Here is a 14746-nt window from a genome sequence, read left to right as displayed (position 1 = left end):
CGAGCCGTCCGGTCCCGGCGACGCCGGCCAGCGCGATCGCCAGGAGGGTCGCGAACGTGCCGTGCACGGTCCAGCGGAGCAGGCGGAGGGCTGGCGGGAACGGATAGTCAGACATCTCTCACCAAGCGTATGCGACGGCCCTGCGCCACAAATCGTCCGAAAGAAGTATTACGGGCGGACCGCATGCACGATGCGCGGCCGATCCGGCGGCGCGCACGCTGGAGCACGTCAACATGACCTTCAACCGCAACGGGGGACGCGCCGTGTTCGTGGCGCTCAGAGACCTGCGCTTCGCGAAGGGACGGTTCGCTCTCATGGGCGCCGTCGTCTTCCTCATCACCCTCCTGGTGACCATGTTGTCCGGCCTGACCGCCGGGCTGGCGCGGGAGAACATCTCGGCCGTGGAGGGCCTGCCCGCCGGGCACCTCGTCTTCGCCGGCGGCGGGAAACCGTCCTTCGCCGACAGCCGTGTCACCGACCGGACCTGGCAGGAGTGGCGGCGGGCGACCGGCGACGCCGCCGAGCGGCTGGGCGTCTCCATGTCGCGGCTCGGCTACGGCGGCGACGGGAGCGCGGGGGTGGCGCTCTTCGGCGTCCAGCCCGGCGGCGCCCTCGCCCAGGGACGGCCCGTGGACGCCGGAAAGGTCGTCCTCTCCGCCGCGCTCGCCGCCGACACCGGGGTGGGCGCCGGGGACACGGTGCGGATCGCGGGCCGGGACTTCACCGTGTCCGGCGTCGGCGGCCAGGCGTCCTACAGCCACACGCCCGTCGTCTGGCTCGGCATCGGCGACTGGGAGCAGATGGGCCGCCAGGCCGGAGCCGACAGCGTGGCGACCGTCCTGGCGCTGCCCGCCGGTGACAAGGCGCTGCCTGCCGGCGGCCTGGCCGCGGCCGACGCGCGGCTCGGCACCACGACGGTCCCGCTGTCGCAGGCGCCCGCCGCGATCGGCTCGTTCTCCTCCGAGAACGGGTCGCTCCAGCTCATGCGCGGGTTCCTGTTCGCGATCTCGGCCCTGGTCATCGGGGCCTTCTTCACCGTCTGGACGATCCAGCGGCGCGGCGACGTCGCCGTGCTCAAGGCCCTGGGCGCGAGCTCCGGCTACCTGCTGCGGGACGCGCTCGCCCAGGCGGTCATCGTGCTGCTGGGCGGCGCGGGCGCCGGCGGCCTGCTCGGCGCGGGCCTCGGCGCGCTGGCCGAGGGCACGGTGCCGTTCGTGTTGTCGGCGGCCACCACCGTGGCGCCGGTGGCCGTGCTGATCCTCCTCGGCGCCGCCGGGGCCGCGCTGGCCATCCGCAAGATCACCTCTGTCGACCCGCTGACCGCCCTGGGGGCCTCCCGATGACACTCAAGCTGACCGACGTCGTCCTGACCTATCCCGACGGCGACCGTACGCTGACCGCGCTCGACCACGTCAGCCTGGCCGTCGCGGCGGGCGAGTTCGCCGCGGTGGTCGGCCCGTCCGGCTCCGGCAAGTCGAGCCTGCTCGCCGTCGCCGCCACCCTGATCACGCCCGCCGCGGGCAGCGTGATCATCGCCGGGCAGGACGTCTCCAGAGCCGGTCAGGCGGCCCGCACCAGGGTCCGCCGCGACCACGTCGGCATCGTGTTCCAGCAGGCCAACCTGCTGCCCTCGCTCACCGCGCTGGACCAGCTCCTGGTGATGGCGCACCTGGCCGGCGAGTCCCCGCGCGCGGCCGGGCCGCGGGCGCGGGAGCTGCTGCTCGCCGTCGATCTGGGCGGCAAGGAGCACAAACGCCCGCACCAGCTGTCCGGCGGCGAGCGCCAGCGCGTCAACATCGCCCGCGCCCTGATGAACTCCCCCGAGGTGCTGCTGGTGGACGAGCCCACCAGCGCGCTCGACCACCACCGGGGCGAGCGGATCGTCTCCCTGCTGGCCGACCTCACCAGGCGCAACGACCTGGCCACCGTCATGGTCACACACGACCTGGCCACCCTGGACCAGGTGGACACCGTCCTGTCCATGGACGACGGCAGGCTCGGCGAACGCGCCGCCACCCGGGTCGCCTGACCGGGCCGCGCCGCGAGCACGGGCCGGGGTCAGCCTCGAGGGGTGAACTGGTCGAGGTCGTAGATGCCGAGCGCCTTCTCGATGTCGGCCACCTGCGCGACCACGCCGGTGAAGCCGGCCGCGCCGAATCGGCGGTGCTCCTCGTCCTCGAACGTCTCGGCCAGCTCGGCGAACTCCTTGGGCGGGATGACGGCCCGCATGGCGGGGAAGACCACGGTGTCCTCGCGCGCCTCGTGCGGCTCGTACATGCGGACGAAGGCGGCCAGGTCGGCGGTCAGGCCGCGGCGGACGCTCTGGGGGACGGGCCGCGCGGTGGCGTCCAGGATGCGGCCGGTCAGGACGCGTCCGCGCCGGTGCTGCTGGATCAGCACGGGCACGACGTCGGTGAGCCGGCCCGCCCCGACCAGGCGCGGGAAGACGTAACGCTCTTCCAGCCGCTCGTGGTAGTCCTCGATGAACGTGCGGATGATCCCGGCCCCGGCGTGCAGGGGGCCGACCGGCACCCGCTCCCCGGCGCCGATCCGCCGGACGCCCTCCCGGTAGACCAGCAGGACGCGTTTGAGGACCCCGTGCTCGCGCATGAGGTCCTCCGGCGGCGTGACCGGCACCTCCCCGGCCTGCTCCGGGCCGGGAGCGGGGCCGGCCGTCGCGGCACTGCGGGCCGGCCGCGCGGTGTCGCAGCCGGTCAGCATCGCCGAGCCGCAGGCCAGGGCGACGGGCAGGGCGACCGGCAGGGCCAGCATCTCGCGACGGCGCACGCTCGCCGGCCCGCCGCCTGCTTCGTCCCGCATCGTCCGCCCCCGTTCCCGAGCCGCCCCTCCCAGGTGCTGCCCGTCGGCGGCGGTCCGACGCGAAGGCCCGGGTAATCCTTGTGTCGGGAACGCGTCTACCTGCGGGCTACCATTCCTCGTTCCATGCCTCGTCAGGGTCGGACCACTCCTGCGGGTGCGGGCAGGCGAAGGCCGATTTGTGACAGACGTCGTGCCAGCCCGGGTGCTCCTCGCAGTGGTCCCAGCACGGGTGCGGCTCGTGGCAGTGGTCCCAGTACGGATGCCCGCCGTGGCAGTGCTCGGGACGGGTCGGCGTGGGCTTCGGCGTCGGCGTGGGCGTCGGCGTGCGTGTCGGGGTCGGCGTGGGCGTGACGGTCGGCGGGACCGTGGGCGTCGGGGTGACCGTCGGGGTCGGGGTCACCGTCGGAGTGGGTGTCGGAGTCGGTGTCGGAGTGGGCGTGGGCGTCGGGGTCGGGGTCGGCGCGGGCGGGCGGTTGTAGACGGTGCAGCTGACGGCCGCGTCGCTCGGCACCTCGACCGTGAAGCCGAGGCCGCCGCTGTTGGTCACCGGCACCTCGACGCCGGTGTCGATCAGGCGGCAGACGGCGTTCCGTCCGTCCTGGGTGACCAGGGTGTGGTCGGGGTGCTGGGCCTCGGTGACGGTGACGTCGGCCGACGCGGTCTGGCTGAAGGTGAGGTCGAAGTTGACCGACCCCGTGCCGTCGCCGGTCGTCGACTCGGTGGCGGGCAGCCCGCCGATGCCCGGCGTGGTGGTCTCGGCGGTGAAGTCCCAGCCGGGGCCGGCCGGGGTGGCGCCGGTGACGTCCTCACCGGTGTTGCCGGACGGGACGAGCTGCTTGATCACCGACAGCGACCCCTCGCACTGGGCGCGGACGATCTCCCGCAACGCCTGCCCGGCGGCGGCGTAGTCGCTGGTCTGGAAGTAGTCGGCGGCGGCCGCGTTGGTGCCGTCGAAGGCCGTGGTGCCGGAGATGGCGCGCAGGTTGAGCGCGGTCAGGCCGGTCACGCCGTTGCCGACGCCGACGGCCAGGACGCGGGTGCCCTCGGCCTTGACCGCGTTGGCGGAGAAGATCCCGGCCTCCACCTCGGCGATGCGGGTGTTGCTGCCGTCGCCGAGCAGGGTGTCGTAGTAGGTGGGGTTGCCGTCGGTGAGCACCACCAGCAGGTCGTAGCGCGGCGCGGCCTCGGCGACCGCCCACAGGCCGCGGTCCCAGTTGGTGCCGCTGCCGAGCTGCCAGTCGGCGTACTGGTTCTTGAACGCCTCGGCGCCCGCCTCGGTGGACACCGGCATCAGGTCGGGGTTGTTCGTGGTGCCGGCGCTGGGCGAGTTGCGGTCGAAGGTGAACAGCGCCATCCGGGACGGGGTGCCGGTCAGCGCGTCGGTGAAGGTGTCGGCGGCCGCCTTCAGGTCGGGCAGCGCGCTGCCCACCGAGGCTGACAGGTCGAGCAGCAGCGCGACGTCGAGGCCGCAGGTGAGATCGGGCCGGGGGTTGACCCGTGACTGCTGCCAGATCCCGGTCGAGGCGGTGGCGTCCGCGCGGGTGTCGTTGATCATGAAGTCGCTGGTGGAGGAGTACGTGGTGCCGCTCTCCAGCGCGGGGGTCTGGAAGACGTACGGCGTGGCGACGGAGTTCGACCCGCTGCCGCGGCCGGTGCGCAGCTCGGGGTTGGTGTACCAGCCGGCGGGGGCGGACAGCTGCTTGACGTAGAAGCGGGCGCCGGCGTTGTCGCCGCCCGGCTCGGTGCCGGGGACGACGAAGCTGCAGTCGCCGTCGTCGTCCGAGACGCACACGCCCCAGTCGGCGTCGACCGGGACGGCCGCGTCGGGCGTGGTGAACAGGCCGAGCTCGACCCCGGCCAGCGGCCCCACGGTGGTGTCGCCGGTGCGGTCGCCGCCGGTCCGCACCGTCACCACCGAGGTGTCCGGCGACGGATCGGGCACCACCAGCGGGGACGACGGGACCGCGAGCAGCCCCGCGCACAACACTTTCGCCATCCTGCCGGCGACTATGCGAACACTCTTCATCTTCCCCCCAGAGCGATCCGATCACTACGGACTGTAACCAGGAGTGGATCAAAGGGCGCTTCCGCCGTCCCCGGCCGCGCGATCAATGCCGACCGCACCTTGGGACACGCTTGACCTGGGACGGGCCCCCGTCAGCCCGCCGTACGGTCGCTGATCCAGCGGGCGGCGAGCAGGCCGGAGACGGCGGTGAGGACGGCGCCCGCGACGACCGTGGCGCCGAGGCCGAGCACGTCGGCGAGCACCCCGGCGACCAGGGCTCCCGCCGCGTAGCCGACGTCGCGCCAGAAGCGGTAGGCGCCCAGGGCGTTGGCCCGCCAGGAGGGGTGGGCGTGGTCGGAGACCGAGGCGATGAGGGCGGGGTAGACCATGGCGGTGCCGAGCCCGAGGACGACGGCGGACAGGACCCCGGCGAGCAGGGCGTCGCCCAGCGGGGCGACGGCCAGGAGCAGCCCGCCGGCCTGGACGAGCATGCCGGTGACGATGAGGGGTTTGCGGCCGAGGCGGTCGGCGAGGTGCCCGGCGGGGATCTGGCCGACGCCCCACAGCAGCGGGTACAGGCCCTTGATCAGGCCGACGGCGGCCAGGCCCAGGCCGTGCTCGGTGAACAGGAGAGGGAAGACGCCCCAGGTGAGGCCGTCGTTGAGGTTGTTGACCAGGCCGGCCTGGCTGACGCCGCGCAGCGAGCGGTCGCGCCAGGACGTGCGGGCGAACGCGGCCGCCGGACCGATGTCCCCGCCGGCGGGCCGGGGGTGCCGGTCGAGTTCGAGTGCCACGTGGGCGGCGGTGTCGCGGACGGCCAGGGCCAGGGCCAGCCCGGCCGCCACGAAGACGACGCCGACGAGCTCGGGGACGGGGCGCAGGCCGTGACGGGTGGCGAGGTAGCCGGTGAGCAGGGCGGTGGCGCCGACGGCGGTGTACCCGGCGGCCTCGTTGAGGCCGGTGGCCAGTCCCCGCCGCGCGGGCCCGACCAGGTCGATCTTCATGTTGACGGTCATCGACCAGGTCAGGCCCTGGTTGAGGCCGAGCAGGACGTTCGCGGCCACGATCCACCCCCAGGAGGGCGCCCAGGCCAGGACGAACGGGACGGGGATCCCGATCAGCCAGCCGGCCACCAGGAGCTGCTTGCGGCGGAACCGGGCCGTCAGCGCTCCGGCGGCCAGGTTGGTGACCGCCTTGGTGAGCCCGAAGGCGACGATGAAGGAGAAGACGGCGAGGTCGCTGGTCAGGCCGAAGGCGTGGGTGCCGATGAGGGGCACGGTGGTGCGTTCGAGGCCCACCAGGCCGCCGACGGCGATGTTGACGACGACCAGCAGCGAGAACTGCAGGGCGTTCGCCCGGAGCCCCAGGCGTACGGGGGGTCGGCCGGCCGGGGCGGGAGCGGAGGTGTTCTGCACGGCGAAGGTCCCTTCGCGCCTGGATTGCCGGGTGGATATGTCCAGGTCACCATACCCCCCCAGGTATCCTGAACAATACCACGGGGGGTATTTGACATCCTCTCCGCGGAGAACCTACTGTCGGGTAGGCGATACCCCCAGGGGTATCAACCCACTGGCCGCGTTCCTCACGAAGGGATTGCCGTGTTCTTCACCCAGTACTACCTGGACTGCCTCTCGCAGGCGTCGTACATGATCGCCGACGAGGGGACCGGCCGCGCGGTGGTCGTCGACCCGCGGCGGGACGTCTCCGAGTACCTGGCCGACGCCCGCGCGCACGGCCTGACCGTCGTCGGCGTCGTCAACACCCACTTCCACGCCGACTTCGTCGCCGGCCACCTGGAGCTGGCCGACAGCACCGGCGCCTGGATCGGCTACGGCCGCCGCGCCGAGACCGAGTACCCCATCCGCAAGCTCGGCGACGGCGAGCGCATCTCCCTCGGCGACGTCACCCTGGAGATCATGGAGACGCCCGGCCACACCCCGGAGTCGATCAGCGTCCTGGTCTACGAGCACGCCGAGGACCCCGTCCCGTACGGGGTGCTGACCGGCGACGCCCTGTTCATCGGCGACGTCGGCCGCCCCGACCTGCTCGCCTCCGTCGGCGTCACCCCCGGGGAACTGGGCGCGATGTTGTACGACAGCGTGCAGAACAGGCTCATGGGCCTGCCCGACGCGGTGCGGGTCTTCCCCGCGCACGGCGCCGGCTCGGCCTGCGGCAAGAACCTCTCGGCCGAGAAGCAGTCGACCATCGGCGAGCAGCGGGCCACCAACTACGCGTGCGCGCCGATGGACCGCGAGACCTTCGTCGCGCTCGTCACCGCCGGGCAGCCCGCCGCCCCCGGCTACTTCGCCTACGACGCCGATCTCAACCGCAGGGACCGCGCCCGCTACGACGCCTCGGCGGCGCCCGTGCCGCTGACCCTCGACGGGTTCACTGAACTGAGGGCCGCCGGCACGGTCGTGGTGGACGCCCGCGACCCGCAGGACTTCGCCGCCGGGCACCTGCGCGGCGCGGTGAACGTGCCCGCCGACGGGCGCTTCGCCGAGCAGGCGGGCACCGTGCTCGACCCGGACGCCGAGCTGGTCGTCATGGCGCCGCAGAACCGCGAGGAGGAGGTCGTCACCCGCCTGGCCCGGATCGGCTTCGACCGCGTCGCGGGCTACCTGCGCAACCCCGACGACGCGCTGGTGGCCCTGGCCGCCGAGGTCGCCCCGGCCAGCCGCCTGACCGCCGCGCAGTTGCGCGCCGCGCTCGCCGGCGACGCCCCGCCCGTCGTCGTGGACGTGCGCACCGCGGGCGAGCGCGAGGCGAACGGCTTCATCGACGCCGCGCTGCACATCCCGCTGAGCGAGCTGCCCGCGCGCAGCGGCGAGCTGCCCGCCGACCGGCCCGTCGTGCTGCACTGCGCGGGTGGTCACCGTTCCTCCGTCGCGGCGAGCCTGCTGCGGCACCGCGGCTTCCAGGACGTCTCCGACGTGCTCGGCGGCTACGCCGCGTGGGCCCTGTCGGCCGAGCCGGCCGGCGTCTGACCGAACTGTCCCCTTTCCCCCGTCCCATACGCATGTCTACTCGATACCCCCAGGGGTATCGGCGAAGGAAAGACCCATGAACACCTCCTCCGTCCTCACCCCCACCGTGCTGCAGCGGCTCGTCCAGGAAGGGCGGGCGCCGCGCCTGCTCGACGTGCGCACGCCCGGCGAGTTCCGCACGGCGCACATCCCCGGCTCGTACAACGTGCCGCTGAACACCCTGCGCGAGCACCGGGCCGAGCTGCTGGCCCACCTGGACGAGGACGTCGTGCTCGTCTGCCGCTCCGGGGCGCGGGCCGCGCAGGCCGGGCAGGCCCTCGCCGAGGCCGGGCTGCCGAACCTGCGCGTCCTGGAGGGCGGCATCGTCGCGTGGGAGACGGCCGGCGCGTCCCTGGAGCGGGGGCCCGAGCGGTGGGACATCGAGCGCCAGGTGCGGCTCGTGGCCGGTTCCGTCGTCCTCGTCACCGGTCTGGCCGGGATCTTCCTGCCCGGCGCGCACCTGATCGGCACCGCGATCGGCGCGGGCCTGACGTACGCGGCCGTCAGCAACTCCTGTGCCATGGGCGTCCTGCTGTCCCGGCTGCCCTACAACCGCGGGCCGCGCACCGACATCCGCACGGTGCTCGCGGAGCTGCGGAGCACCCCGTGACCGTGCTGATCGTCGCGGCGTCGCTGCTCGTCGGGGTCAGCCTCGGCGTGCTGGGCGGCGGCGGCTCGATCCTGACCGTGCCGATCCTGGTCTACCTGGCCGGGCAGGACACCAAGGAGGCGATCGCCACCTCGCTGTTCGTCGTCGGCGTCACCAGCCTGGCCGCGCTGGTCCCGCACGCGCGGGCCCGGCGGATCCGCTGGCGGACCGGGCTGCTCTTCGGCGCGTTCAGCATGGCCGGCGCGTACGGCGGCGGACGCCTGGCCGAGTACGTCCCCGGCACGGCGCTGCTCGTCGCCTTCGCCCTGATGATGCTGGCCACGGCGGTCGCGATGCTGCGCAGGCCCCGCAACCCCAGGAAGCGGGCGCGGCCCGCCCACGGCGACCTGCCGCTGCCGCACATCGCGGCGGAGGGCCTGGTCGTCGGGGCGGTGACGGGGCTGGTCGGCTCCGGCGGCGGCTTCCTCGTCGTCCCGGCGCTCGCCCTGCTGGGCGGGCTGCCGATGGGCGTCGCGGTCGGCACTTCGCTGCTCGTCATCGCGATGAAGTCGTTCGCCGGCCTCGCCGGGCACCTGGCGGGCGTCGCGATCGACTGGCGGCTCGCCCTGATCGTGACGGCGTCCGCGGTGATCGGCAGCCTGGCCGGCGGCCGGCTCGCGGGCCGCATCCCGCAGGACGCGCTGCGCACGGCGTTCGGCTGGTTCGTCGTCGTCATGGGCGTGTTCGTGCTCGTCCAGCAGGCCGGCGCCGCCGTCTGGAGCCATCCGGCCACGTGGGCGGGGGTCGTGGCGGTGCTGGCCGCCGTCCTCGCCGCCCGCCGGTGGCGCGCCTCAGGCGCCGGCTGACGGGCCGGAGGACGCCGGTTCGTCGCGCACCTGGGCGGCCGTGACCGCCACGGTGGTGACGATGTCGGCCACGGTGGCGCCCCTGGACAGGTCGTTGACCGGCCGGCGCAGCCCCTGCAGCACCGGCCCCACCGCGACCGCCCCCGCGCTGCGCTGGACGGCCTTGTACAGGTTGTTGCCGGTGTTCAGGTCGGGCACCACGAAGACGGTGGCGTGCCCGGCCACCTGGCTGCCGGGCATCTTGGCCCGCGCCACGGCCGGGTCCACCGCGGCGTCGTACTGGATCGGCCCTTCCACCTGGAGGTCCGGGCGGCGCTGACGCACCAGCTCGGTGGCGGCGCGCACCTTGTCGACCTCGGCGCCCGCGCCCGAGGTGCCCGTCGAGTACGACAACATCGCGATCCTGGGCTCGACGCCGAACATCGCCGCGGTGCGGGCCGAGGCGATCGCGATGTCGGCGAGCTGCTCGGCGGTGGGGTCGGGGTTGACCGCGCAGTCGCCGTAGACCAGGACCCGGTCGGCCAGGCACATGAAGAACACGCTGGAGACCAGCCCGAGCCGCAGGATCTCGAACGCCGGCCTGATCGTGTGCGCGGTGGTGTGCGTCGCGCCGGAGACCATGCCGTCGGCCAGGCCGGCGTGGACCATGAGCGTGCCGAAGTAGGAGACGTCGGTGACGGTGTCGCGGGCCAGCTCGACGGTCATCCCCCGGTGCGCCCGCGCCTCGGCGTAGGCGTGCGCGAACCGCTCGCGCAGCTCCGGGTCGAACGGGCTGAGCACCCTGGCCGCGGTCAGGTCGAGACCGAGCTGGGCGGCCTGGACCCTGATGCGTTCGGCGTCGCCGAGCAGGGTGAGGTCGGCCACGTCCCGGCGCAGCAGGATGTCGGCCGCGCGCAGGATGCGCGGCTCCTCGCCCTCGGGCAGCACGATGTGCCTGCGCCGGGCGCGGGCCCGGTCCAGCAGCTCGTACTCGAACATCAGCGGCGTGACGACGTCGGTCTTGGCGATGTCCAGCCGTTCCAGCAGCAGCGGGCCGTCGACGTGCTCGGCGAACAGGCGCAGCGCCGCGTCGATCTTGCCGCCCGCCTCGGGCGTGAACCGCCCCTCCACGGCCGACAGCCGGGTCGCGGTGTCGAACGTGTCGTGACCGGTGGCGATCACCGGCAGCGGGATCTCCATGCCGCGCAACAGCCGTTCCACCGAGCCGGGCAGCTCCGTGCCGCCGGTGAGCACCACCGCCGACAGGGCCGGGAAGCCCGGCGAGGTGTGCGCGGCGATCAGGCCGGGCAGCAGCGCGGCGGCCCGGTCGGACGGGATGATCACCGCCGCGCCCTCGGTGAGACGCTCCAGGATGCCGGGCAGCGACATCGCGCCCACCATCAGCGCGCTCGCCTCCCGGCCGAGCCCGTCGCGCTCGCCGAGGAAGAACCGGCCGTCGCACGCGTCGAGCAGGTCGGCGACCGTCGGCGCCCGCAGCGAAGGGGTCTCCGGCAGCACGAACACGGGCGTCGCATGGCTGAACGCGAGCGGCCCGCCGGTCGAGCGGGTGACCACGACCGCGAGCTCCTGGGCGTGATGGTGGGCCAGCTCCCTGGCGGACACCTCGACCGCCGCGGCGGTGCGGGCGGCCGTCCGGCCCCTGCCGCTCACCACGTTGATCACGGGAGTGCCCAAATCGGCGGCCAGCCGGGCGTTGAACCCGAACTCCGTCGGCGCGCCCACGTCGGTGTAGTCGGTGCCGACCACCACGACCGCGTCGCAGCGCCGGGCCAGCGCGCGGAAGCGGGCCACGATGTCGCCGGCCGCCCGCTCGACGTCGGCGTGCACCTCGTCATAGGTGACCCCCGCGCACGCCTCGTAGGGCAGGGCGAGCTGGAACCGGCTGCGGATGGTGTTGACCAGGCCGTCCTCGCGTCCGGCCCGTACCACCGGGCGGAACACGCCCACGCTTCCCACCTGCCGGGACAGCAGCTCGACCAGGCCCAGGGCGACGGTCCCCTTGTTGCTTCCCGCTTCGCCGGCGGCGACGTACACAGCTCGTGTCATGACACTCATTCTCGACGCCCCCGCCGGGTCCGGAACGCCATCAGGCCCGGATCAGTGTCGTACGGCACCAGGGGAAGTGACCAACGTCCCTGTCTTGGGGGGAGGGCAGGTGGGTAGCGTCCTCGGCGTGATGAACCCGTGGACGCTCACCTACGAGGGCTTCGCCCCGGGCTCGGCCGGGCTGCGGGAGGCGCTGTGCACGCTCGGCAACGGCCGCTTCGCCACGCGCGGCGCCACGCCCGAGGGCCGGATCCGCACGCCCGGCACCTACCACGCGGGCTGCTACGACCGTCTGGCCTCGCAGGTGGGCGGCCGGACGGTCGTCAACGAGGACCTGGTCAACCTGCCCGACTGGCTGCCGCTCGGCTTCGCCACGCCCGGCCAGGACTGGTTCAGCCCGGAGCTGGCCGACCTGCTCGGCTACACCCAGGAGCTCGACCTGCGCCACGGGGTGCTGCGGCGGGAGCTGCGCTGGCGCGACGCGCGGGGCCGGGTCACCCGGGTGCGGCAACGCCGCCTGGTCTCCATGGCCGATCCCGCCCTGGCCGCCCTGGAGACGACCTTCACCGCGGAGAACTGGTCGGGCCCGCTGCGCGTCCGCGCCGGGCTGGACGGACGCGTCACCAACAGCGGCGTCGAACGCTACCGCGACCTGCGCGGCGACCACCTGACGGAGCACGCCACGGGCCACCGCGACGGACTGACCTGGCTGACCGCGACCACCCGCGCCTCCCGCGTCACCGTCGCGCTCGCCGCCCGCGCCGACGCCCCCTCCCCCGGCTCGCCCTCCATGGAGCCCGACCACGTCGCCAGCGAGCACGTGCTGACGGTGACCGAGGGCACGCCGGTGACGTTCACGAAGGTCGTCGCCCTGCTGACCTCGCGCGACCCCGCCGTGCACGACCCGCTGTCGGCCGCCCTGCGCCGCGCGGCCACGGCCCCGGGCTTCGCCGAGCTGCTGGCGGCGCACGCCGCGGCCTGGGAGCGGCTGTGGGAGCGGGCCGAGCTGAACGTGGACGGGCCGGAGCTGTCGCAGATCGTCCACCTGCACATCTTCCACCTGCTCCAGACCCTGTCGCCGCACACCGCCGACCTCGACGCCGGGGTGCCGGCGCGGGGCCTGCACGGCGAGGCGTACCGGGGGCACGTGTTCTGGGACGAGCTGTTCGTCCTGCCCTGGCTCAACCTGCGCTTCCCCGAGATCTCCCGCGGCCTGCTGCGCTACCGGTGGCGCCGCCTGCCCGAGGCCCGCGCGGCCGCCCGGTCGGCCGGGTACGAGGGCGCGATGTTCCCCTGGCAGAGCGGCAGCGACGGCCAGGAGGAGACCCAGACCTACCACCTCAACCCCGCCTCGGGACGCTGGCTGCCGGACGTCTCCCACCTGCAGCGCCACGTCGGCCTCGCCATCGCCTACAACGTGTGGCAGTACCGCCTGGCCACCGGCTCCATGCCGTCGTGGTGCGCCGACCTGCTGATCGCCATCGCGCGGTTCTTCGCCTCGCTGGCCGTGCTCGACCCCGTCTCCGGCCGGTACGAGATCCGCGGCGTCATGGGCCCGGACGAGTACCACACCGCCTACCCGGGCGCCGCCGAGCCGGGCCTGGCCAACAACGCCTACACCAACGTCATGACCGTGTGGCTGCTGCGGCACGCCCTCCGGCTCGGCGTGGCCGGCGCGCGGGAGGCGGCGCGGTGGGAGGACGTCACCCGCCGCATGCGGGTCGACTTCCACGACGGCGTCATCAGCCAGTTCACCGGCTACGCCGGGCTCGCCGAGCTGGACTGGGAGCGGTACGCGGGCGTCCGCCGCCTCGACCGCGCCCTGGAGGCCGACGGCGACGACGTGAACCGCTACAAGGCGTCCAAGCAGGCCGACACGCTGATGCTGTTCTACCTGCTGGGCGCCGACGAGCTGCTGGCGATCCTCGACGGGCTCGGCTACCCGGCCGACCCCGGCCTGATCCCGCGCACGACCGCCTACTACCTCGACCGCACCAGCCACGGCTCCACGCTGAGCGCCGTCGTGCACGCCTGGGTGTTGTCGCGCTGCGACCGGGCGCGCTCCTGGCAGTTCTTCGCCGAGGCGCTGGTCGGGGACGTGCACGACGTCCAGGGCGGCACCACCGCCGAAGGCGTGCACCTGGGCGCGATGGCCGGGACGGTGGACATGCTGCAACGCTGCTACCTGGGCCTGGAGCCGAGGCCCGAGGGCCTGTTCCTCGACCCTCTGCTGCCCGGACGGCTCGGCACGCTCTCGTTGCCGGTCCTGTTCCGCGGACGCCGGATCACCATCGAGGCCGGCCACGACGGCACGCGGGTCGACGGCGTCCCCGTGCCGGGCGGTGCGGGCCTCGTCCTCACGGAGAGAGAGATGATCATGACGAACAGTGGCGACTTCGGACGCCGGGTGGCTCACCACCGCGACCGGCTGGGCCTCACCGTCGACCAGCTGGCCGAGCGCGCCGACATGTCTCCCGGGTACGTCGCGTACCTGGAGGGCCACCTCGGCATCCCGGACAGGAACACGGTGACCCGCCTGGCCATCGCCCTGGAGACGACCCCGCAGGACCTGCTGGGCGGTGGCCGCGACCGCCCGCCGGGCCCCGGCGCCGGCCCGGACGAGCCGGTCCTGGAGGTCCTCGACCCCGAGGAGTGCCTGCGCCTGGTCGCGCCGGGCGGGATCGGGCGGATCGCGTTCAACGGCTCGCACGGGCCCACGGTGCTGCCCGTCAACTACCGGCTGCACGAGGGCGCCGTGCTGTTCCGCACGTCCCGCGGCGGGCCCATGGACCAGGACCTGCGCACCGGTCTGGAGGGCGTGGACATCATGATCGGCTTCCAGGTGGACCGGATCGACGAGGTGCGCAAGGAGGGCTGGAGCGTGCTGATCCAGGGGCCCGCCCACCACGTGCCCGAGGACGAGGTCGCCAAGCTGGCCGACGCGGGCGTCACGCCCTGGGCGGGCGGGGAGCGTCATCTCTACATCCGGGTCGTGCCGCACCAGGTCACCGGCCGCCGGATCCACGGCCTGTGAGCCGGCCGCCGCCGTGGACCCGCGTCACACGGGGGCGGCGGGCCGCAGCAGCGCCTGTTGCAGCGCCCTGCCGAGGTCGGCGTCGGTGATCATGCCGGTGACCGCGCCGCCCTCGACGACCACCGCCGACAGCCCGCCCACCCGGGACGGACGTTCCAGCAGGGCGGCCGCGTCGTCGTCCGGCGACAGGACGCGCGGCGGCTTCTGGGCGGCGACCAGCGTCTCCACCCTGGTGTCCCCCCTGCGCTCGGCGGGCACGGCGAGCAGGGTCTCCAGCGAGACCACGCCGAGCGGCGCCCCGTCGAGCCCCACGACGGGGAAGACGGACTGGTGCGAGCCGAGCACCACCGCGTCGACCAG

The 14746-nt window shown here is 73.9% G+C and carries 11 protein-coding genes; 6 read left to right on the top strand and 5 right to left on the bottom strand.

Annotated features, from left to right (window positions below; all coding sequences use genetic code 11):
- Nucleotides 1-263: 263 nt before the first annotated feature.
- Together ACWCSD_RS32345 and ACWCSD_RS32340 are read left to right on the top strand one after the other, a co-directional pair.
- Nucleotides 264-1343, top strand: a complete 1080-nt coding sequence (locus tag ACWCSD_RS32345; protein WP_449920525.1) for an FtsX-like permease family protein — start codon at nucleotides 264-266, stop codon at nucleotides 1341-1343.
- Entirely contained in the window at nucleotides 1340-2029 is a 690-nt protein-coding gene (locus tag ACWCSD_RS32340) for an ABC transporter ATP-binding protein (protein ID WP_364338350.1), read from the top strand. Before ACWCSD_RS32345 ends, ACWCSD_RS32340 begins: the two co-directional genes overlap by 4 nt.
- A 29-nt stretch (nucleotides 2030-2058) precedes the next feature.
- On the opposite strand, the gene ACWCSD_RS32335 is transcribed toward ACWCSD_RS32340, so the two are convergent.
- From ACWCSD_RS32335 to ACWCSD_RS32325, 3 genes are all read right to left on the bottom strand, one after another.
- Nucleotides 2059-2820: a hemerythrin domain-containing protein gene (locus tag ACWCSD_RS32335; RefSeq protein WP_449920521.1), complete on the bottom strand. Its 762-nt coding sequence runs from the start codon at nucleotides 2818-2820 to the stop codon at nucleotides 2059-2061.
- Between the two features lie 106 nt (nucleotides 2821-2926).
- Nucleotides 2927-4816 (bottom strand): vWA domain-containing protein, encoded by a 1890-nt coding sequence (locus ACWCSD_RS32330; protein ID WP_449920519.1) that lies wholly within the window; start codon nucleotides 4814-4816, stop codon nucleotides 2927-2929.
- A gap of 161 nt (nucleotides 4817-4977) precedes the next feature.
- The gene (locus ACWCSD_RS32325) at nucleotides 4978-6240 is read right to left on the bottom strand and encodes an MFS transporter (RefSeq protein ID WP_397159965.1); all 1263 of its coding nucleotides are present in this window, start codon (nucleotides 6238-6240) and stop codon (nucleotides 4978-4980) included.
- 183 nt (nucleotides 6241-6423) lie between these two features.
- Between ACWCSD_RS32325 and ACWCSD_RS32320 the strand changes: the two genes are divergently transcribed.
- The 3 genes from ACWCSD_RS32320 (at nucleotide 6424) to ACWCSD_RS32310 (ending at nucleotide 9306) form a co-directional block, all read left to right on the top strand.
- A complete protein-coding gene (locus ACWCSD_RS32320) occupies nucleotides 6424-7812 on the top strand; it encodes an MBL fold metallo-hydrolase (RefSeq protein WP_449920516.1) in 1389 nt (462 codons plus the stop codon).
- A gap of 76 nt (nucleotides 7813-7888) precedes the next feature.
- The gene (locus ACWCSD_RS32315) at nucleotides 7889-8461 is read left to right on the top strand and encodes a rhodanese-like domain-containing protein (RefSeq protein ID WP_352323725.1); all 573 of its coding nucleotides are present in this window, start codon (nucleotides 7889-7891) and stop codon (nucleotides 8459-8461) included.
- Nucleotides 8458-9306 (top strand): sulfite exporter TauE/SafE family protein, encoded by an 849-nt coding sequence (locus tag ACWCSD_RS32310; protein WP_352323726.1) that lies wholly within the window; start codon nucleotides 8458-8460, stop codon nucleotides 9304-9306. Before ACWCSD_RS32315 ends, ACWCSD_RS32310 begins: the two co-directional genes overlap by 4 nt.
- Here the strand turns inward: ACWCSD_RS32310 and pta are convergent.
- A complete protein-coding gene (gene pta, locus ACWCSD_RS32305) occupies nucleotides 9292-11352 on the bottom strand; it encodes a phosphate acetyltransferase (RefSeq protein WP_449920512.1) in 2061 nt (686 codons plus the stop codon). The genes ACWCSD_RS32310 and pta overlap by 15 nt on opposite strands.
- Before the next feature lie 109 nt (nucleotides 11353-11461).
- Between pta and ACWCSD_RS32300 the strand changes: the two genes are divergently transcribed.
- On the top strand, nucleotides 11462-14386 hold the full coding sequence (locus ACWCSD_RS32300; protein ID WP_449920510.1) for a pyridoxamine 5'-phosphate oxidase family protein: 2925 nt from the start codon (nucleotides 11462-11464) through the stop codon (nucleotides 14384-14386).
- Nucleotides 14387-14410: 24 nt separating this feature from the next.
- Here ACWCSD_RS32300 and ACWCSD_RS32295 read toward each other — a convergent pair.
- Nucleotides 14411-14746, bottom strand: a 336-nt coding sequence (locus ACWCSD_RS32295) for a CBS domain-containing protein (protein WP_449920507.1), incomplete at its 5' end; no start/stop codon positions are given.

Source organism: Nonomuraea sp. NPDC001684, from assembly GCF_053596515.1.
The sequence above is the reverse complement of the archived record's forward strand: the minus strand, read 5'-3'. Positions and strand labels throughout refer to the sequence as shown.